Raw genomic sequence first — 20,456 nt, 5'->3', positions numbered from 1 at the left:
AACCTTTCTGGAACACGCGATTAAGACTTGACCGCGTCTTTCAGTGCTTTACCAGAAACGAACGCAGGCACGTTAGCTGCTGCGATTTTGATTTCTTTACCAGTCTGTGGGTTGCGGCCAGTGCGCTCGCTACGATGGTTTACCTTGAAAGTACCGAAACCAACCAATTGTACTGCATCACCTTCTTTCAGGGACTCAGTAATGGCAGCCAAGGTAGATTCCAGAGCCAGCTTAGCTTGAGCCTTGGAAAGGTCAGCCTTCTCTGCGATTACGTCAATCAGTTGAGTCTTGTTCATAAGTTATCCTTACAGTGTGTTTATCGTTTGCAAAGCATCGAGTGCGACGGATATGCCGATGGACAGCACTCTCCTGCATACACGCACCGATAGCCACTTTTTTTTCGCCCCCCAAATGTAGACCAGACAGGGTGCGGATGTGAAGCCTTAAGGCACGACAAATCAGACGTTAAATCACGTTTTCTTGCCTTATTGCGTTAAATTTATCCCAATGTTACTCACCGCGGCCTCGCGCAGGTCAGATCGTAACCCTTTGATCAGATCCAGATCACGCTCTTCGCAGGCGGCCAACAGGCGGAAAATCTCCCATTGAATGTCCCATTCTTCCTCAACGGCAGGCAAAATTTTCAGCTCTTCGTCGGTCATTTCTTTGCCAGCCTGGGTCATTTCCAACATCGCCACGGTGCGAATTGAGGTTTCGCTGATGGCAATGGCGTGCTCCAACGTCTCTCCGCTGAGGCGCGAATGGATCAATTCCCCTAATGCGATGCAGGCATCGATCGCTGGGTAAACGCCATAAAGATCGTAATCTTCTGCCGACGGGATCGCCTCTTCCAACTTTTCCAGCTGGCTGTCAAAGTTGACCTTGGCGTCTTTCACCACCAGCGTTTCCCAGACCAAGTCCAGGATACGGCGATAAACCGCCGGGTCGCCAAATTCCGTCTGTAGACAGAACATCTGGTAATTCGGGTACATACGCTCGCACAGGCAGGCCATAAAGGTCAAATGCTGCCAGCTTTCCAGCTTTTCCAAGCGTAAATGAATCGGGTTACGTAGCATTGTCTACTCTCTTACTCATTATCTGCCGCGCAGTGTACCCGAAATCGCTCATTACGACACCTCTGGATGCTGCTGTAACCAGCGTACAAAGGCCGGGCGGCGTGAGGCAATGGCATCGGCCCAACGCGTGGGCTCCGGCAAGCGGTAGCCAGCCATGCAGCGTTGTACCCAGGCCAAGGCGCTGTCGGTGCTCACGCGATGGCCCGTGGCGATAAATAACGGATTACAACGCTCTTTGCTTCTCCATACCCATCCCAGCTGTTCGCCCTTGTCCTCCAGCGCGGCCAACGAGCCAACGGTAACGTCCAGCGGGGAAAATTTACCACATAAACGCTTCTTGGCCACGCCAATGGTCGGCACGTTGACCAGCAGGCCAAAGTGGCTGGCAACCCCCAGGCGTCTTGGATGGGAAATGCCATGGCCATCGACAAAGATCAGGTCGGGCTTCTGTTGCAGCTGCTCCCAGGCAGCAATCAGCGCAGGGTACTCGCGAAACGAGAGAAATCCGGGGATATAGGGCATGGTGGTGCTGATACGGGCGATCTGATACTCCACCAGCTCGAGTGAAGGATAGCGCAGGATTGCAATAGCGGCGCGTGTTACCGCGCCTTCTTGTTCAAAACCGACGTCCGCACCGGCGATAAACGCCGGTGGGTCTTGCAGAAAATCATCGTGACGAATGACTTCCCCGGCGCGCCTTAGCTGTTCGGCGCGCAGAGCCTGAGTATCGATCACAGCGTCTCCTTGCGGTTTAGCCGTGGTATTTGGCCGACAGCGCATGCACCGCTTCAACGAAGGCCCCGGCATGTTCCGGTGGCACGTCTTGATGAATACCGTGGCCAAGATTGAAGACATGACCTTCGCCCTGGCCAAAACCGGCCAGAATGGTTTCCACTTCCTGGGCGATGCGTTCCGGTGCGGCGTATAGCATGGAAGGATCCATATTCCCCTGCAGCGCGACTTTATCGCCCACACGGCGGCGCGCATCGGCAATATCGGTGGTCCAATCCAGGCCCAACGCATCGCAACCGGTGGCCGCCATCGCTTCCAGCCACTGGCCGCCGCCTTTGGTGAACAGCGTCACCGGCACCCGGCGTCCGTCATTTTCACGCAGCAGGCCATCGACGATTTTATGCATATAATGCAGTGAGAATTCGCGATAATCACGGCCCGTCAGCACGCCGCCCCAGGTATCGAATACCATTACGGACTGCGCCCCGGCTTTGATTTGGGCATTGAGATACAGGATCACGCTGTCTGCCAGCTTATCCAGCAGCAAATGCAGCGTCTGCGGCTCGGCGTACATCATTTTCTTCAGCTTGGTGAATGCCTTGCTGCTGCCGCCTTCAACCATATAGGTCGCCAACGTCCATGGGCTGCCGGAGAAACCGATCAGTGGCACTTCACCCTTCAATTCACGGCGGATGGTACGCACCGCGTTCATGACATAGCCCAGCTCGTCTTCCGGATCAAATGCAGGCAGCTTCTCTACGTCGGCACGGCAGGTGATTGGCGAAGAAAAACGCGGACCTTCCCCGGTTTCGAAATAGAGCCCAAGCCCCATGGCATCGGGAATGGTGAGAATGTCGGAGAACAGGATGGCGGCGTCCAGCGCATAACGGCGCAGGGGCTGTAATGTCACCTCACAGGCCAGTTCGGCATTTTTGCACAGCGACATGAAATCCCCGGCCTGAGCACGGGTGGCTTTGTACTCTGGCAAATAACGACCGGCCTGGCGCATCATCCATACAGGGGTGAGATCCACCGGCTGGCGCAGCAGCGCACGCAGATAGCGATCGTTCTTCAACTCATTCATTTCTTGGGCTCCCTTGATTATCTGCCGCCATTGTACCTTATTCTGCCCGACACAGCGCCACGGTGTCCTCGATCAGGCGGCGCGCCACGGTACCAGGCGGTGGCAGCAGCGGCAGTTGGTCATAGCGATACCAGCCCGCATTGAGCAACTCTTTCGGATCGTGGCGCAGTTCACCGCCCTGATACTCGGCCATAAACGCCATCATCAGCGAATGAGGGAACGGCCAGGGTTGCGAAGTCACGTAACGCAGGTTGGTAATAGCGATATTACTTTCTTCCATCACCTCGCGCGCTACGGCCTGCTCCAGGGTTTCCCCCACCTCCACAAACCCCGCCAGCACGGTATGGATCCCCCCACGGTGGCGCACATGCTGTGCCAGCAGGATCTCATCATTGCGGCGGATAGCGACAATGACGCAAGGGGCAATCTGCGGGTAATAGCGTTCGCGGCAGTTGTCGCACAGACAAGCGCTTTCGGTGCGGCTAAGGTGCATCTCATGACCGCAGTAGCCACAGAACCGGTGCGAGCGATAAAAGTCGGCCAGCTGTACGCCGCGCCCGGCCAGTTGGAACAGGCCGCGATCGAGACTGAGCAGTTGCCGCACCGATCCCATCTCTTTCGGCATTGGCTGGCGCACCAGCCAGACCGGTGCCCCCTCCCATTCGCCAATTTGCCGAGCCGGTCGGCCTTGCAAGGAAAATAATGCGGCAGAACCAAACGGCAATTCACCGTTTGGTAACCAAATTTTGCTTTCATGGCTGACGATCCACCAGCCATTTTCGTTACCCGTTAATGCAAGTTCCATATGTTGTTGCACAACCTCTGCTTCACTGGCAATCTAGGAATGCTCTTTGTTACATTTTATTAACTTACCACTTTTTCTTTCTCTTACACACGGAGTCAACCATGCTCAACCGATTGGAAAGCCTGACTCAGCGCGTTGGTGGCAGTAACGAATTAGTCGATCAATGGTTGCAGGCACGCAAACAGCTACTGGTGGCCTACTGCAGTTTAGTCGGCATTAAACCCAACAAAGAAAAGCATACGCCGCTCAATGAAAAAGCGCTGGAGAACTTTTGCCAGAATCTGGTGGATTATCTCTCTGCCGGGCATTTTCACATTTATGACAAAATTATCAAACAAGTGGAAGGATCCGCCAGCCCCAAAATGGCGCTAGCCACCAAGTTCTACCCAAAATTACAGGCCAATACCGAAGCCGTGATGGCGTTCCACGACCGCTACACCGAAGTCGTTATCGATCAGGACGTGTGTGAAGAACTCAATCAGGCGCTGTCAGATATCGGCGAAGCCCTGGCATCACGTTTCGCCTTGGAAGATCAGTTGATCCAGCTGGCGGCAGAAACCTGGCAGCAGGGCCAACCGGGCCCCACGAACACTGAATCTATGTCTCATCCAGCCTAATTATCCCCCCATAGATTTCAAGCCGTAGCTAGGCAGCCAACAACGCTACGGCCTGAAAGATGATGGGGGATGGCTTGTAGTTTTTGTTTACCCTCTTATACTGAGGGCTCTTGTCGGAGTGCCTAGCGCTGATTTTTCATTAAATTGGCCAGGCTGAGACCGTTAATTCGGGATCCGCGGAACCTGATCGGGTTAATACCCGCGAAGGGAACAAGAGTAATCTATCGCCATAGGCAAGATGCTCCCGCCAGGGGCTGTGCCTGCCTTACCGGCTACCATCATTACTCCCTCCGAGCTCCAGACAAGCAATTTTCCACACATCACTACACTGATAGGAATTTGCTATGTCTACCGTGAACCAACCTCGTGCCCGTAAACAGCAGCGTGACCAAGCGCAAGATTTTATCGACTCTCTGCAAGGCGTTACCTTCCCTAACTCACAGCGGATCTATCTCGCAGGGTCGCGCAGCGATATTCAGGTACCCATGCGTGAGATCCAGCTCAGCCCGACGCTGATTGGCGGCAACAAAGACCAGCCCCAATATGAACAGAACGAAGCCATTCCGGTGTATGACACCGCAGGGCCGTATGGCGATCCGCAAGCGTTGATCGACGTACATCGTGGCTTGGCCAAGGTACGAGCGGACTGGATCGCCGAACGTGCCGATACCGAAGCGTTAAACGGCGTCAGTTCCGGCTTCACCCAACAACGACTGGCGGATGTTGGGTTAGACCATCTGCGCTTTGAGCACCTACCGCTGCCCCGCAAAGCCCTGCCGGGTAAATGCGTTACGCAGTTGCATTACGCTCGCGCCGGTATTGTCACCCCAGAGATGGAATTTATCGCCATTCGCGAAAATATGGGCCGTGAGCGCATTCGTGGTGAAGTGCTGCGCCACCAGCATCCCGGCCAAAGCTGGGGCGCCAATCTACCGGAAAATATCACGCCGGAATTTGTGCGCCAGGAAGTGGCCGCTGGCCGCGCCATCATCCCCGCCAACATCAACCACCCGGAATCCGAGCCGATGATTATTGGTCGTAATTTCCTGGTGAAGGTGAATGCCAATATCGGCAACTCGGCGGTCACCTCTTCGATCGAAGAGGAGGTCGAGAAGCTGGTGTGGTCAACCCGCTGGGGCGCTGACACCGTGATGGATCTCTCCACGGGCCGTTATATCCACGAAACCCGTGAATGGATCCTGCGTAACAGCCCGGTGCCGATTGGTACGGTGCCGATCTATCAGGCGCTGGAAAAAGTGAACGGCGTAGCGGAGAACCTGACCTGGGAAATGTTCCGCGATACCCTGCTGGAACAGGCTGAGCAAGGCGTCGATTACTTCACCATTCACGCCGGGGTGTTGCTGCGCTATGTGCCGATGACCGCCAAACGCCTGACCGGCATTGTCTCCCGTGGCGGCTCGATCATGGCGAAGTGGTGCCTGTCGCATCATCAGGAAAACTTCCTCTATCAGCACTTCCGCGAGATCTGCGAAATTTGCGCCGCTTACGATGTCTCGCTGTCACTCGGCGACGGCCTGCGTCCAGGCTCGATCCAGGATGCCAATGACGAAGCACAATTCGCTGAACTGCATACGCTGGGTGAACTGACCAAGATTGCCTGGGAATATGACGTACAGGTGATGATCGAAGGCCCAGGCCACGTGCCGATGCAGATGATCCGCCGCAACATGACCGAGGAGCTGGAACATTGCCATGAAGCACCGTTCTACACGCTGGGGCCATTGACCACCGATATCGCACCGGGTTATGACCATTTCACCTCCGGGATCGGCGCGGCAATGATCGGCTGGTTCGGCTGTGCGATGCTTTGCTACGTGACGCCGAAGGAACATCTGGGGCTGCCTAACAAAGAAGACGTGAAACAGGGGCTGATCACTTACAAGATCGCCGCTCACGCCGCCGACTTGGCAAAAGGCCATCCGGGCGCACAGATCCGCGATAACGCCATGTCCAAGGCGCGCTTTGAGTTCCGTTGGGAAGATCAGTTCAACCTGGCGCTGGATCCACAAACCGCCCGCGCCTATCACGACGAAACGCTGCCGCAAGAATCCGGCAAGATCGCCCACTTCTGCTCCATGTGTGGGCCGAAGTTCTGCTCCATGAAAATCTCCCAGGAAGTGCGTGACTATGCTGCCGCACAGGAAGCCGCCAAGCCGATCGAAGTGCAACTGACCGGGATGGAGAAAATGTCGGCTGAATTCCGCTCACGCGGCAGCGAGATCTACCACAGCGCGGCCAATTTGCAGGAGGAGATAAATAATGACTAACCTCACCTCTCCCTTCCCTGCAACACCGCACAGGCTGGGTTTATACCCGGTTGTCGACAGCGTTGAATGGATCGCCCGCCTGCTGGAGGCAGGCGTTACCACTATCCAACTACGCATCAAAGATCTGCCAGACGAGCAAGTGGAGGCGGACATTGCCGCCGCCATCGCTCTTGGCAAGCGCTATCAGGCCCGGCTGTTTATCAATGATTATTGGCGGTTGGCGATTAAGCATGATGCCTACGGCGTCCACCTGGGGCAGGAAGATTTGGACACCACCGATCTGGCAGCTATCCATCGTGCAGGATTGCGCCTGGGCGTTTCCACCCATGACGATGCCGAGCTGGCGCGGGCGATCGCCGTCAAACCTTCCTATATCGCACTGGGACATATCTTCCCAACGCAAACCAAGGAGATGCCCTCTGAACCGCAAGGTTTGGCCGAGTTGCAACGCCACGTCGCCGGATTACAGCAGTATCCAACCGTAGCCATTGGCGGGATCAGCATCGAGCGCGTCCCCGCCGTGCTGGCTTGCGGGGTTGGCAGCGTGGCGGTGGTCAGCGCCATCACCCAGGCACCAGACTGGCGCGCCGCTACGGCAACGCTGCTGCAACTGATTGAAGGCAAGGAGTCGCGCGATGCTCAATGACCAAGAGTTCTTGCGCTACAGCCGGCAGCTACTGCTGGAAGATGTCGGTCCCGAGGGGCAGGAAAAGCTGAAACAAGCCACGGTGCTGATCGTCGGGTTGGGGGGATTAGGCTCTCCGGCGGCGCTATACCTCGCTGCCGCTGGCGTTGGTATCTTGCTGTTGGCCGATGATGACCAGCTACACCTCACCAATCTGCAACGGCAAATTCTGTACCGCACTGGTGATATCGCCGCCAACAAGGCTCAGTTGGCAAAGCACCACTTGCAAGCACTGAACCCTCTGGTGGAGTCGATCGCGCTGGAGCAACGCCTGCAAGGGGCTACGCTGAGCGATGCGGTCGCCCGTGCCGATCTGGTGCTCGATTGCAGCGACAACATGGCCACCCGTCATGCGGTGAATGCCGCCTGCATCCAAGCCAGCGTGCCGTTGATCAGCGGCAGCGCGGTAGGGTTCAGCGGCCAGTTGCTGGTTATTGAGCCGCCGTATGCCCACGGCTGCTATGCCTGCCTCTACCCGGAACAAACCGAACCGCAGCGCAACTGCCGCACGGCGGGTGTGCTCGGCCCGGTCGTCGGTGTGATCGGAACGCTGCAGGCGCTGGAAGCGATAAAAATGCTGGCTGGGTTACCCTCCTCACTTAGCGGCAAGCTGCGCCTGTTCGACGGTAAGCAGCAAAGCTGGAGCACCCTGCAATTGAGCAAAGCCAGCACCTGCCCCCTCTGCGGAGAGCCAGCATGAAGATCACCCTCAACGATCAACCGCTGGAGCTGGAGCAGCCGTTAAGCATTGGCGCACTGCTCGAACGGCTGGAACGCCACCAGCCAGGCAGCGCATTGGCGATCAACCAGGTCATCATTCCACGCAGCGACTGGGCCACCCGTCAGGTGCAGGACGGTGATGACATCTTGCTGTTTCAAGCGATTGCCGGAGGCTGACATGCTGCAAATCGCCGATACCACCTTTACCTCACGCCTGTTTACCGGCACGGGGAAATTCGCCACGCCCGAGTTAATGCTGGCTGCGCTACAAGCCTCCGGCTCACAACTGGTCACTATGGCGATGAAACGCGTCGACCTGCGCGGCGGGAATGACGCCATTCTGGCACCGCTACAACGGTTGGGCGTGAAATTACTCCCCAACACTTCAGGGGCAAAAACGGCAGATGAGGCGGTGTTTGCCGCCCGCCTGGCGCGTGAAGCTCTGGGGACTCACTGGGTCAAACTGGAAATTCACCCAGAGGTGAAGTACCTGCTGCCAGATCCGATCGAAACGCTCAAGGCGGCGGAAACCCTGGTCAAACAGGGCTTTGTGGTGCTGCCTTACTGCGGTGCCGATCCGGTACTGTGTAAGCGGCTGGAAGAAGCGGGTTGTGCCGCCGTGATGCCACTCGGCGCGCCGATCGGTTCTAACCGTGGCTTACTGACCCGTGATTTCCTTGAGATCATTATTGAACAGGCCAAAGTGCCGGTAGTCATTGATGCCGGGATCGGTGCCCCAAGCCATGCGTTAGAGGCGATAGAACTGGGAGCCGATGCGGTACTGGTCAATACCGCCATCGCCGTGGCGCGGGATCCGGTGCAAATGGCCCGTGCTTTCCGGCTGGCACTGGAGGCCGGAGAGTTAGCACGCAACTCAGGGCTAGGCAGCCGCCAGTCTATCGCCGCCGCATCCAGCCCGCTGACGGCGTTCCTCAGTCATTCAGAGGAGACACGCTGATGGCCAGTGATTTTAGCGAGCGCCTGCTCGGGTGGGATTGGGATGACCTGACGCTGCGTATTAACAGCAAAACGGCGCGTGACGTTGAGCAGGCACTGAATAGCCCCAAGCTGACGCGGGAGGATTTTATGGCGCTTATCTCCCCTGCCGCCGCTCCCTATCTGGAGCCCCTGGCGCAACGAGCACAGCAGCTCACCCGCCAGCGTTTCGGTAACGTGGTGAGCTTCTATGTGCCGTTATATCTTTCTAACCTGTGTGCCAACGATTGTACCTACTGCGGCTTTTCGATGAGTAACCACCTCAAGCGCAAAACGCTGGATGCGGCAGAGATCGAACGGGAATGCGCGGCTATCAAAGCATTAGGATTTGAGCACCTGCTGCTGGTGACCGGAGAACATCAGCGCAAAGTCGGCATGGATTATTTCCGCCAGCATCTGCCCGCCATTCGCCGTCATTTCAGTTCGCTGATGATGGAGGTGCAGCCTCTGGCACAACAAGACTACGCCGAGCTGAAAACCCTTGGGCTGGACGGCGTATTGGTCTATCAGGAAACCTATCATCCCGCGACCTATCAGCAGCACCATCTGCGTGGCCAGAAACAGGATTTTCATTGGCGACTGAGTACACCGGATCGTCTGGGGCGCGCCGGGATCGACAAGATCGGGCTAGGGGCGCTGATTGGGCTTTCCAGCAGTTGGCGCACGGACTGCTATCTGCTGGCAGAGCATCTGTTTTACCTGCAACAGACTTACTGGCAGAGCCGTTACTCGATCTCGTTCCCTCGCCTGCGGCCCTGTGCCGGGGGTATTGAGCCGGCCTCGATCATGAGTGAACCGCAACTGGTACAGTTGATCTGTGCTTTCCGGTTATTCGCTCCTGACGTGGAGCTTTCATTATCTACACGAGAGTCGGCCTTCTTCCGCGACCATATGATCCCGGTAGCCATCAACAGCGTCAGTGCCGGTTCCAAAACCCAGCCGGGCGGTTATGCCGACGATGTGCCGCCAGAGCTGGAACAGTTCGAACCGCACGACAGCCGAACGCCGCAGCAGGTGGCACAGGCAATCGGTGCCGCGGGGCTACAGCCGGTGTGGAAAGATTGGGATGATTATCTGGGACGCGCTACGCAACTGCCTGCAACGGTTGCACCATCAAGCCAATAGGTCTGGAAACACTACGCAAAGCCGCCAAGGCGAGCTGGCAGGGAAAAATGGCCTGGTTATAGTGGCGGTGTTGGCAGGCGTTTCTAAGCCAACCAAGGTTATCTCCCCCTCTTGATAACCTTGCTTACCAAACGCCGGAGCGTGCGGGGACTGGCCGCACGCTTCCGGTTCCTCTGCTTTATTCGGCCGTCTGGGGTTTCATACGCATACCTACAATGGCCGAAAGCAAACATCCCAGCGCCAGATAGGCGGCAACCAGATGCCAGGAGCCGTCCATCAACTCCACCAGCAACACGGCAATAAACGGCGTGAAGCCCCCGCCGACCACGCTTGCGACCTGATAACCCACTCCAGCACCGCTATAACGATATGTCGTGCCGAACAGTTCGGTAAACATTGGCTGCTGCACGCTAACCAGCATGTCGTGCGCCATATTTCCCAGCATGATGGCAAAGAAGATAATCATCACCGTGTTACGGCTCTCGAGCGCCATGAAAAACGGTACCGTGCTGGCAACACCAATCAATGCTCCCGTCACGTAGATCCGGCGTCTGCCAAAGCTATCGGCCAAATAGGCAAAGCAAGGGATCGAGACACAGCTCACCGCTCCCACCAACAAGCCGATATTCAGGAACAGATCCCGTGACAGGCCAAGATGGGTGGTCGAGTAGTTCATGGCAAAGGCCGTGACGATATACATCGTCAGCAGTTCGCCAAAGCGTAGGGCAATGATCAACAAGAAGGCTTTGGGATTCTGGCGCAGCGCCTCAAAGATTGGGAACTTGCGGATTTTCTCGGCCCGTTCGTGCAGCGTTTTATTGGCTTCAAACTCCTGAGACTCGTCCATGCCGTTACGGATCCACCAGGCAATGGCGACCAGCACCAGGCTGAACAGGAACGGCAAACGCCAGCCCCAGCTAATAAAGTCCGCATTGCTGGTGAAATGGCTGACTAGGGAAACCGAGCCGGTAGCCAACAGCAACCCGACGCCAAAACCAATCTGTACGCCGCTGCTGTAAAAGGCTTTTCTCTTCTTCGGCGCGCTTTCTACCGCCAGCAAGGCTGCACCGCCCCATTCGCCGCCCACGGCAAACCCTTGCACCGCTCGTAGCAGTACCAGCATCACCGGGGCCCACCAGCCGACTGAATCGAAAGAGGGCAACAGGCCAATCAACGCCGTAGAGATCCCCATCATCCAGACGGTGATCATCAGCATGCGCTTACGGCCCAGCTTATCGCCAAAGTGCCCGAACACCATGCCACCTAGCGGGCGGAACAGAAAACCGACGCCAAAGGTGCCAAAGGCGGCCAGCGTGCCCATCGTTGGGCTGACCTGCGGGAAAAATTCGGTGTTAAAGACTAAAGCGGCAACTATTCCGTACAGCAGGAAGTCGTACCAATCGACTACGGCGCCAACAAAGCTTCCCCAGGCGGCACGCCGCGCACGGCTTTGAGAGTACTGGGTTGGTGAGGTTATTTCGCTGTTGGCAGCGCGGCTGCCACTGACTGAAGTTGAGGTGTCCATGCCTGTTCCGTTATTTTAACTTTACAGCACTGTACAACAAAAAGCCCCGGCTAGGATAGCCAGGGCTTTAGTCATTCACTGCAAAACGTACAGTCAGGGATCAGGTGACTTATTCGTCACTGCCACCCAGGTTGCCAGCGTTGAGCAATTCGGCCAGGTTGGCTGTCGCTTCTTCCGCACTCACCAGCGGAACAACCGGAGTTTCACCCAGAGCCTTACGGCGCATACGATCCTGATGATAAGCGTAACCGGTACCGGCTGGGATCAGACGGCCCACGATCACGTTCTCTTTCAGGCCGCGCAGTTCATCACGCTTACCGGCAACAGCCGCTTCGGTGAGAACGCGCGTCGTTTCCTGGAACGATGCAGCAGAGATGAAGGACTCGGTCGCCAAGGAAGCCTTGGTGATACCCAGCAGATCGCGTGAGAAGGTTGCTTCGATCTTGCCTTCAGCAGCAAGTTTACGGTTAGCAATCTTAACGCGTGATACTTCAGCCTGTTCGCCTTCCAGGAACTCGGTGCTACCAGCGCTAACGATGGTCCCTTTACGCAGCATCTGACGAACGATAACTTCGATGTGTTTATCGTTAATCTTAACGCCTTGCAGACGGTAAACTTCCTGCACTTCGTTGGTGATGTAGCGGGTAACCGCATGCACACCACGCAGACGCAGAATGTCATGTGGAGATTCTGGGCCGTCAGAAACAACGTCACCACGTTCCACAATTTCACCTTCGAACACGTTGAGCTGACGCCATTTAGGGATCATCTCTTCGTAAGCGTCGCTGCCGTCCAGTGGAGAGATTACCAGGCGACGTTTGCCTTTGGTCTCTTTACCGAACGAGATAATCCCGCTGATTTCAGCCAGGATTGCCGGCTCTTTCGGACGACGTGCTTCGAACAGATCCGCAACGCGTGGCAGACCACCGGTAATATCCTTGGTACCGCCGGATTCCTGAGGAATACGCGCCAGGGTATCACCCGCACCGATCTGAATGCCGTCTTCCAGCTGCACAATCGCTTTACCCGGCAGGAAGTATTGAGCAGGCATATCAGTACCTGGGATCAATACGTCGTCGCCTTTGGCATCAACGATTTTCAGTGCCGGACGCAGGTCTTTACCGCTACCGGTACGTTCTGCGCTGTCCAGTACCACCAGAGAAGACAAACCGGTCAGTTCGTCGGTCTGGCGGGTAATGGTCTGGCCGTCAACCATATCGGCGAAGCGAATGAAACCGCTCACCTCGGTCACAACCGGCATGGTATGTGGATCCCAGTTAGCAACGGTTTCGCCGCCGTTAACTTCTGCACCATCACCTTTGCCCATTACGGCACCGTAAGGCACTTTGTAGCTTTCTTTGGTACGGCCGAATTCGTCGATCAGCTTCAGTTCGGTATTACGCGAGGTAATGACCAGCTTGCCTGAGGCGTTCATAACGAACTTCACGTTGCTCAGCTTCAGGTTACCTTTGTTCTTCACCTGGATGCTGGATTCTGCTGCCGCACGAGATGCCGCACCACCGATGTGGAACGTACGCATCGTCAGCTGTGTACCCGGCTCACCGATGGACTGGGCCGCGATAACGCCGATAGCTTCACCTTTGTTGATGATGTGGCCACGTGCCAGGTCGCGACCATAGCAGTTGGCGCACACGCCAAAGTCGGTTTCACAGCTAACTACGGAACGGACTTTAACGCTGTCGACAGAGTTCTCTTCCAACAGGTCACAGGTCTTCTCGTTCAGCAGGGTGTTGCGTGGCACCAGGATGTCTGCCGTACCCGGCTTGATGACATCTTCAGCGGTCACACGACCCAGAACGCGTTCACGCAGTGGCTCTTTAACGTCACCACCTTCGATAACCGGAGTCATCATGATGCCGTTGTGAGTACCACAGTCGTCTTCGGTCACTACCAGGTCCTGCGCCACGTCAACCAGACGACGGGTCAGATAACCGGAGTTTGCCGTTTTCAGTGCGGTATCCGCCAAGCCTTTACGAGCACCGTGCGTGGAGATGAAGTACTGGAGTACGTTCAGACCTTCACGGAAGTTCGCTGTGATTGGCGTTTCGATGATGGAGCCATCTGGCTTGGCCATCAGGCCACGCATACCCGCCAACTGACGGATCTGAGCGGCAGAACCACGAGCACCGGAGTCGGCCATCATAAAGATGCTGTTGAAGGAAACTTGTTGTTCCACCACGCCGTCACGGTTAACCACGTCTTCAACCGACAGGTTTTCCATCATCGCTTTAGCAACACGTTCGTTCGCCGCAGCCCAGATATCGATCACTTTGTTGTAGCGTTCGCCCGCGGTAACCAGACCAGACTGGAACTGCTCCTGGATCTCGGCAACTTCGGTTTCCGCTTCTTCGATGATCTCTGCTTTCTTGGCTGGGATAACCATGTCATCGATACCTACGGATGCGCCTGAACGGGCAGCGTAAGCAAAACCGGTGTACATGATCTGGTCAGCGAAGATTACGGTCGGCTTCAGGCCCAGGATGCGGTAACAGGTGTTCAGCATCTTGGAGATCGCTTTCTTGCCCAGAGGCTGGTTAACGATCGAGTAAGGCAGACCTTGCGGTACGATCATCCACAGGATGGCGCGACCGATGGTGGTATCAATAATCGAAGTCTGGTGAACAGATTCACCTTCGGTATTCTTGATCTCTTCTGTAATACGCACTTTTACGCGTGCATGCAGAGAGGCCAAACCGGCGCGGTAAACGCGTTCAGCTTCTTTAGGACCCGTCAGAACCATGCCTTCGCCTTTGGCGTTAACACAGTCACGAGTCATATAGTACAGACCCAATACAACGTCCTGAGAAGGAACGATGATTGGCTCGCCGTTCGCTGGTGACAGGATGTTGTTGGTAGACATCATCAACGCACGCGCTTCCAGCTGGGCTTCCAGCGTCAACGGTACGTGAACAGCCATCTGGTCACCATCGAAGTCGGCGTTGTAGGCCGCACAAACCAGCGGGTGCAGCTGGATCGCTTTACCTTCGATCAGAACCGGTTCAAACGCCTGGATACCCAAACGGTGCAGGGTTGGTGCACGGTTCAGCAGTACCGGGTGTTCGCGGATCACTTCGTCCAGGATATCCCAAACGACAGCTTCTTCGCGCTCAACCATTTTCTTGGCGGCTTTGATCGTTGTGGCCAGGCCACGCAGTTCCAGCTTGCCGTAGATGAACGGTTTGAACAGCTCCAGTGCCATTTTCTTCGGCAGACCGCACTGATGCAGACGCAGGTATGGACCTACGGTGATGACAGAACGACCAGAGTAGTCAACACGTTTACCCAACAGGTTCTGACGGAAACGACCCTGCTTACCTTTGATCATGTCGGCCAAAGATTTCAGAGGACGCTTGTTGGAACCGGTGATAGCACGACCGCGACGACCGTTATCCAGCAGGGCATCTACCGCTTCTTGCAGCATACGCTTTTCGTTGCGCACGATGATGTCAGGCGCAGCCAGATCCAGCAGGCGTTTCAGACGGTTGTTACGGTTGATCACGCGGCGGTACAGATCGTTCAGATCTGAAGTCGCGAAACGGCCACCATCCAATGGAACCAATGGACGCAGATCTGGCGGCAGTACCGGCAGCACGGTCAGGATCATCCACTCTGGCTTGTTACCAGATTGCACGAACGCTTCCAGCAGCTTGATACGCTTGGTCAGCTTCTTACGCTTGGTTTCGGAGTTGGTTTCGTTCAGCTCTTCACGCAGCTGCTCACACTCGGCTTCCAGATCCATGTTTTTCAACAGGGCCTGAATAGCTTCCGCACCCATCTTGGCGTCGAATTCGTCACCAAACTCTTCCAGCGCATCCAGATACTGCTCTTCAGTCAGGATCTGACGACGCTCGAGGTTGGTCATACCGCCTTCGACTACCACGTAGGATTCGAAGTACAGTACACGTTCGATGTCACGCAGCGGCATATCCAGCAGCAAACCGATGCGCGAAGGCAGCGATTTCAGGAACCAGATGTGCGCAGTCGGAGAAGCCAGTTCGATGTGGCCCATACGCTCACGGCGTACTTTGGTCTGGGTCACTTCAACGCCGCACTTCTCACAGATCACGCCGCGGTGTTTCAAGCGCTTGTACTTACCGCACAGGCACTCGTAATCTTTTACCGGCCCAAAGATACGGGCGCAGAAAAGGCCGTCACGCTCAGGTTTGAACGTACGGTAGTTAATGGTTTCCGGCTTTTTAACTTCACCGAACGACCATGAACGGATCATGTCTGGCGATGCCAGAGCAATCTTGATCGCATCAAACTCTTCGGTCTTAGTTTGCGCTTTCAGAAACTTTAATAAGTCTTTCACGGATTGGCTCCTGTCGGAGTTAAACCTGTTGGGAGCACGCTGACAAATCGTGCGCCCGTGTGACCTGAACAACCACCCTCTGGCTCCCTAAGGTCGGGAGCCAGAGCTGGAATAGCGATTAGTCGCCTTCCAGTTCGATGTTGATACCCAGCGAGCGGATTTCTTTCAACAGTACGTTGAAGGACTCCGGCATGCCTGGTTCCATACGGTGATCGCCATCCACGATGTTTTTGTACATCTTGGTACGGCCGTTGACGTCATCCGACTTAACGGTAAGCATTTCCTGCAAGGTGTAAGCTGCGCCGTATGCTTCCAGCGCCCACACTTCCATCTCACCGAAGCGCTGACCACCGAATTGCGCCTTACCACCCAGCGGCTGCTGAGTAACCAAGCTGTAAGAACCGGTAGAACGCGCGTGCATCTTATCGTCAACCAAGTGGTTCAGTTTCAGCATGTACATATAGCCGACGGTTACCTGGCGCTCGAACTGCTCGCCGGTACGGCCATCAAACAGCGTAATCTGACCTGAAGTCGGGATACCGCCCATTTCCAGCAGTTGCTTGATTTCTGACTCTTTCGCACCATCGAAGACTGGGGTTGCGATCGGCATACCTTTTTTCAGGTTCTCTGCCAGACGCAAGACTTCGTCGTCGGTGAAGGTGTTCAGGTCAACTTTCTGGCAAACGCCGTCACCCAGATCGTAAGCCTTCTGGATGAATTCACGCAGCTTGGCCACTTCCTGGTGCTGCTTGAGCATTTGGTTGATCTTCTCACCAATGCCTTTCGCCGCCATACCCAGGTGAGTTTCCAGGATCTGACCGATGTTCATACGCGATGGAACGCCCAGCGGGTTCAGAACGATGTCAACCGGCGTACCGTTTTCATCGTAAGGCATATCTTCGATCGGGTTGATCTTGGAGATAACACCCTTGTTACCGTGGCGGCCTGCCATCTTGTCACCCGGTTGGATCTGACGCTTAACGGCCAGATACACCTTGACGATTTTCAGCACGCCTGGTGCCAGATCGTCGCCTTGGGTGATCTTACGACGCTTGGCATCCAGCTTCTTCTCGAAGTCGGATTTCAGTTCGTCGTACTGCTCTGCCAGCTGCTCCAGCTGGTTTTGCTTGTCTTCGTCGGTCAGGCCCAGTTCCAACCAGCGATCGCGTGGCAGTTTGCTCAGCTTCTCGGCTTCGATACCACCAGAAACCAGTACCGCATGGATACGAGCGAACAGACCAGCTTCCAGGATCTGCAGTTCTTCAGTCAGGTCTTTCTTCGCCTGCTTCAGCTGCATCTCTTCGATTTCCAACGCACGTTTGTCTTTGTCCACGCCATCGCGGGTAAAGACCTGCACGTCGATAACCGTACCGGAAACGCCGTTTGGTACGCGCAGAGAAGAGTCTTTAACGTCAGACGCTTTCTCACCGAAGATCGCACGCAGCAGCTTCTCTTCTGGCGTCAGCTGGGTTTCACCTTTCGGCGTTACCTTACCAACCAGAATGTCGCCACCGGTCACTTCTGCACCGATATACACGATACCGGATTCATCCAGCTTGGAGAGCGCTGCTTCACCCACGTTAGGGATGTCGGCGGTGATCTCTTCCGGCCCCAGTTTGGTGTCGCGAGACACGCAAGCCAGTTCCTGGATGTGGATGGTGGTGAAGCGATCTTCCTGTACTACACGCTCGGAGACCAAGATGGAGTCTTCGAAGTTGTAGCCGTTCCAAGGCATGAACGCGACGCGCATGTTCTGACCCAATGCCAGTTCACCCAGGTCTGTAGACGGGCCATCTGCCAGCACGTCGCCGCGCTCGATTGGCTCACCCAGATTCACACAAGGCATCTGGTTGATACAGGTGTTCTGGTTAGAACGGGTGTACTTGGTCAGGTTATAAATATCGATACCTGCTTCGCCCGGGTACATCTCGTCTTCGTTAACTTTGATAACGATACGGGAAGCATCCACGTACTGGATCACACCACCACGTTTGGCAACGGCAGTAACACCGGAGTCAACCGCTACGGCACGTTCCATACCGGTACCTACCAGCGGCTTGTCAGCACGCAGGGTTGGCACCGCTTGACGTTGCATGTTCGCACCCATCAATGCACGGTTGGCGTCATCGTGTTCCAGGAATGGGATCAGTGAAGCACCAACGGAGACAACCTGCTGGGTTGATACGTCCATATAGTCAACCTGGTCGCGGCTAAACAGGCTTGATTCGCCTTTGCTACGACAGGTAACCAGGTCCTCTTCAAAGCGGCCTTCTTCGTCCAGGTTGGAGTTCGCCTGAGCGATAACGAAGTTGCCTTCTTCAATAGCAGACAGATAGTTGATTTCATCGGTCACCACGCCGTCACGCACGCGGCGGTACGGGGTTTCCAGGAAGCCATACTCGTTGGTCTGTGCGTACACGGACAAGGAGTTGATCAGACCGATGTTTGGACCTTCCGGCGTTTCGATTGGGCACACGCGACCGTAGTGAGTCGGGTGTACGTCTCGAACTTCAAAGCCGGCACGTTCACGGGTCAGACCGCCTGGGCCCAATGCAGAGATACGACGTTTGTGCGTGATCTCGGACAACGGGTTGTTCTGGTCCATAAACTGGGACAGCTGGCTTGAACCGAAGAACTCTTTCACCGCCGCCGAAATTGGCTTGGCGTTGATCATGTCCTGAGGCATCAGGGTATCCAGATCGCCCAGGGACAGACGTTCTTTCACCGCACGCTCAACACGTACCAGACCGACACGGAACTGGTTCTCGGCCATTTCGCCAACGGAACGGATACGACGGTTGCCCAAGTGGTCGATATCGTCCACTTCGCCTTTACCGTTACGGATATCGATGAGCTTCTTCATCACTTCGATGATGTCGTCTTTGCTCAGGATGCCCGAACCTTCGATCTCGTCACGCAGCAGAGAACGGTTGAACTTCATCCGGCCAACCGCAGACAGATCGTAGCGGTCTTCAGAGAAGAACAGGTTCTCGAACAGGCTTTCCGCCGCTTCACGCGTTGGTGGCTCACCAGGGCGCATCATGCGGTAGATTTCTACCAGAGCGCTCAGACGATCGCTGGTTGGGTCGACACGTACGGTTTCAGAGATGTACGCACCGTGGTCCAGATCGTTGGTGAACAGCGTTTCGATACGCTTGTGGCCTGACTGGCTCAGCTTGGCCAACAGATCCAGTGACAGCTCCATGTTGGCTGCACAGATCAGTTCGCCGGTATTGGTATCGATATAGTCCTTCGCGACCACTTTGCCCGCGATGTACTCAACCGGTACTTCAATGCTGCGAATTTCGTCTTTTTCGAGCTGACGGATATGACGAGCGGTGATACGGCGTGCTTTCTCAACGTAGATCTTACCGTTGGCTTCGATATCGAAGGACGCAGTTTCACCACGCAGACGCTCTGGAACCAGCTCCATCTGCAGCTTGTTATCACGGATCTCGAAAACAATTTTCTCAAAGAACAGGTCAAGGATCTGCTCAGTGGTGTAGCTCAGCGCGCGCAGAATAATGGTCGCAGGCAGTTTGCGGCGACGGTCGATACGCACGAACAGGTTGTCTTTCGGGTCAAACTCGAAATCCAGCCATGAGCCACGGTAAGGGATGATACGTGCGTTATACAGCACTTTGCCCGAGGAGTGGGTTTTGCCCTTATCGCTGTCGAAGAACACACCAGGACTACGATGCAGCTGGGATACGATAACCCTCTCAGTACCGTTAATGACAAAGGTACCGTTTTCGGTCATGAGCGGAATTTCGCCCATATAGACTTCTTGTTCCTTGATGTCTTTGACCGTACCTTCTGGTGCTTCACGTTCATAGATGACCAGGCGCAGTTTTACGCGCAGCGGTGCAGAGTACGTCACACCACGGATCTGGCACTCTTTAACGTCAAACACCGGCTCACCAAGACGGTAGCTAACGTATTGCAGCTCCGAATTGCCACTGTAGCTCTGGATCGGGAAAACAGAACGGAATGCGGCTTCTAAGCCGTATTGCCCTTCTGGATCTTGCTCGATAAATTTCTGGAACGAGTCAAGCTGGATAGAAAGGAGATAAGGTATGTCCAAAACTTGTGGACGCTTACCAAAATCCTTACGAATACGTTTCTTCTCGGTATAGGAGTAAACCATAGGGTTCCTCAGCTCGCTGGAAAGTCGAACCTATTGTCCGTCCGGGTAGGGGACGGTTCATGCAACACCGTTTTGTTGACCGGAAAGCGAGAACACTTTCCGCAATACTCGTTTCTATCACGCTTAAATCATTTCATTGCCGTGGCGGCAGATTCGGCTGCGGCGCAGAGGGCAGTATATTAAGTCGTCGATAGAAAGAAATATTGGGGTTAGCCAGTAGTCAAACAGTGTGAAACTCTACTGACGCCCTACAGCGCAAAAAGGCTGGTGACCAAAAAGTCACCAGCCATCAGTCTGTTAGTTAAAACAGACTGCACTCCAAA

Annotated in this window: 15 protein-coding genes and 1 riboswitch; of the genes, 7 read left to right on the top strand and 8 right to left on the bottom strand. The window is 55.3% G+C overall.

Annotation, left to right across the window (positions count from 1 at the left end; translation table 11 throughout):
- Window positions 1–20: 20 nt before the first annotated feature.
- The 5 genes from hupA to nudC all read right to left on the bottom strand — a co-directional run bounded on the left by hupA (window position 21) and on the right by nudC (window position 3,697).
- Window positions 21–296 carry a nucleoid-associated protein HU-alpha gene (hupA, locus tag KGP21_RS01900; protein ID WP_021182173.1) on the bottom strand — a complete coding sequence of 92 codons (276 nt, stop codon included), beginning with the start codon at window positions 294–296 and terminating at the stop codon, window positions 21–23.
- Between the two features lie 189 nt (window positions 297–485).
- Entirely contained in the window at window positions 486–1,076 is a 591-nt protein-coding gene (locus tag KGP21_RS01895; protein WP_021808056.1) for a YjaG family protein, read from the bottom strand.
- A gap of 51 nt (window positions 1,077–1,127) precedes the next feature.
- Entirely contained in the window at window positions 1,128–1,811 is a 684-nt protein-coding gene (nfi, locus tag KGP21_RS01890; protein WP_021808057.1) for a deoxyribonuclease V, read from the bottom strand.
- Between the two features lie 16 nt (window positions 1,812–1,827).
- Window positions 1,828–2,892, bottom strand: coding sequence for a uroporphyrinogen decarboxylase (hemE, locus tag KGP21_RS01885; RefSeq protein WP_223537020.1), 1,065 nt, complete (start codon window positions 2,890–2,892; stop codon window positions 1,828–1,830).
- A 37-nt stretch (window positions 2,893–2,929) separates the two neighbouring features.
- Window positions 2,930–3,697, bottom strand: a complete 768-nt coding sequence (nudC, locus tag KGP21_RS01880; RefSeq protein ID WP_059201909.1) for an NAD(+) diphosphatase — start codon at window positions 3,695–3,697, stop codon at window positions 2,930–2,932.
- Between the two features lie 101 nt (window positions 3,698–3,798).
- On the opposite strand from nudC, the gene KGP21_RS01875 reads away from it, so the two are divergent.
- The 7 genes from KGP21_RS01875 to thiH all read left to right on the top strand — a co-directional run bounded on the left by KGP21_RS01875 (window position 3,799) and on the right by thiH (window position 10,128).
- On the top strand, window positions 3,799–4,314 hold the full coding sequence (locus KGP21_RS01875; RefSeq protein ID WP_021808060.1) for an Rsd/AlgQ family anti-sigma factor: 516 nt from the start codon (window positions 3,799–3,801) through the stop codon (window positions 4,312–4,314).
- A gap of 104 nt (window positions 4,315–4,418) precedes the next feature.
- Window positions 4,419–4,541, top strand: a riboswitch (TPP riboswitch).
- A 117-nt stretch (window positions 4,542–4,658) separates the two neighbouring features.
- Entirely contained in the window at window positions 4,659–6,602 is a 1,944-nt protein-coding gene (gene thiC, locus KGP21_RS01870; RefSeq protein WP_223537018.1) for a phosphomethylpyrimidine synthase ThiC, read from the top strand.
- Window positions 6,595–7,248: a thiamine phosphate synthase gene (gene thiE, locus KGP21_RS01865; protein ID WP_059199054.1), complete on the top strand. Its 654-nt coding sequence runs from the start codon at window positions 6,595–6,597 to the stop codon at window positions 7,246–7,248. The genes thiC and thiE overlap by 8 nt, the downstream gene beginning before the upstream one ends.
- Entirely contained in the window at window positions 7,238–7,987 is a 750-nt protein-coding gene (locus KGP21_RS01860; protein WP_071682781.1) for a HesA/MoeB/ThiF family protein, read from the top strand. The genes thiE and KGP21_RS01860 overlap by 11 nt, the downstream gene beginning before the upstream one ends.
- Window positions 7,984–8,184: a sulfur carrier protein ThiS gene (gene thiS, locus KGP21_RS01855; RefSeq protein ID WP_021808064.1), complete on the top strand. Its 201-nt coding sequence runs from the start codon at window positions 7,984–7,986 to the stop codon at window positions 8,182–8,184. The genes KGP21_RS01860 and thiS overlap by 4 nt, the downstream gene beginning before the upstream one ends.
- A gap of 1 nt (window position 8,185) precedes the next feature.
- Window positions 8,186–8,965, top strand: a complete 780-nt coding sequence (locus tag KGP21_RS01850; RefSeq protein WP_059199056.1) for a thiazole synthase — start codon at window positions 8,186–8,188, stop codon at window positions 8,963–8,965.
- Window positions 8,965–10,128, top strand: a complete 1,164-nt coding sequence (thiH, locus tag KGP21_RS01845) for a 2-iminoacetate synthase ThiH (RefSeq protein ID WP_059199057.1) — start codon at window positions 8,965–8,967, stop codon at window positions 10,126–10,128. The genes KGP21_RS01850 and thiH overlap by 1 nt, the downstream gene beginning before the upstream one ends.
- Before the next feature lie 178 nt (window positions 10,129–10,306).
- Here the strand turns inward: thiH and shiA are convergent, their stop codons facing one another.
- The 3 genes from shiA to rpoB form a co-directional block, all read right to left on the bottom strand.
- Entirely contained in the window at window positions 10,307–11,653 is a 1,347-nt protein-coding gene (gene shiA, locus KGP21_RS01840; RefSeq protein ID WP_223537015.1) for a shikimate transporter, read from the bottom strand.
- A 109-nt stretch (window positions 11,654–11,762) separates the two neighbouring features.
- A complete protein-coding gene (rpoC, locus tag KGP21_RS01835; RefSeq protein ID WP_021808068.1) occupies window positions 11,763–15,986 on the bottom strand; it encodes a DNA-directed RNA polymerase subunit beta' in 4,224 nt (1,407 codons plus the stop codon).
- A 118-nt stretch (window positions 15,987–16,104) separates the two neighbouring features.
- Window positions 16,105–20,133, bottom strand: coding sequence for a DNA-directed RNA polymerase subunit beta (rpoB, locus tag KGP21_RS01830; protein WP_021182159.1), 4,029 nt, complete (start codon window positions 20,131–20,133; stop codon window positions 16,105–16,107).
- Between the last annotated feature and the right edge of the window lie 323 nt (window positions 20,134–20,456).

It is taken from the genome of Serratia sp. JSRIV004 (genome assembly GCF_019968705.1).
GTDB lineage: Bacteria > Pseudomonadota > Gammaproteobacteria > Enterobacterales > Enterobacteriaceae > Chania > Chania fonticola_B.
The sequence above is the reverse complement of the archived record's forward strand: the minus strand, read 5'-3'. Positions and strand labels throughout refer to the sequence as shown.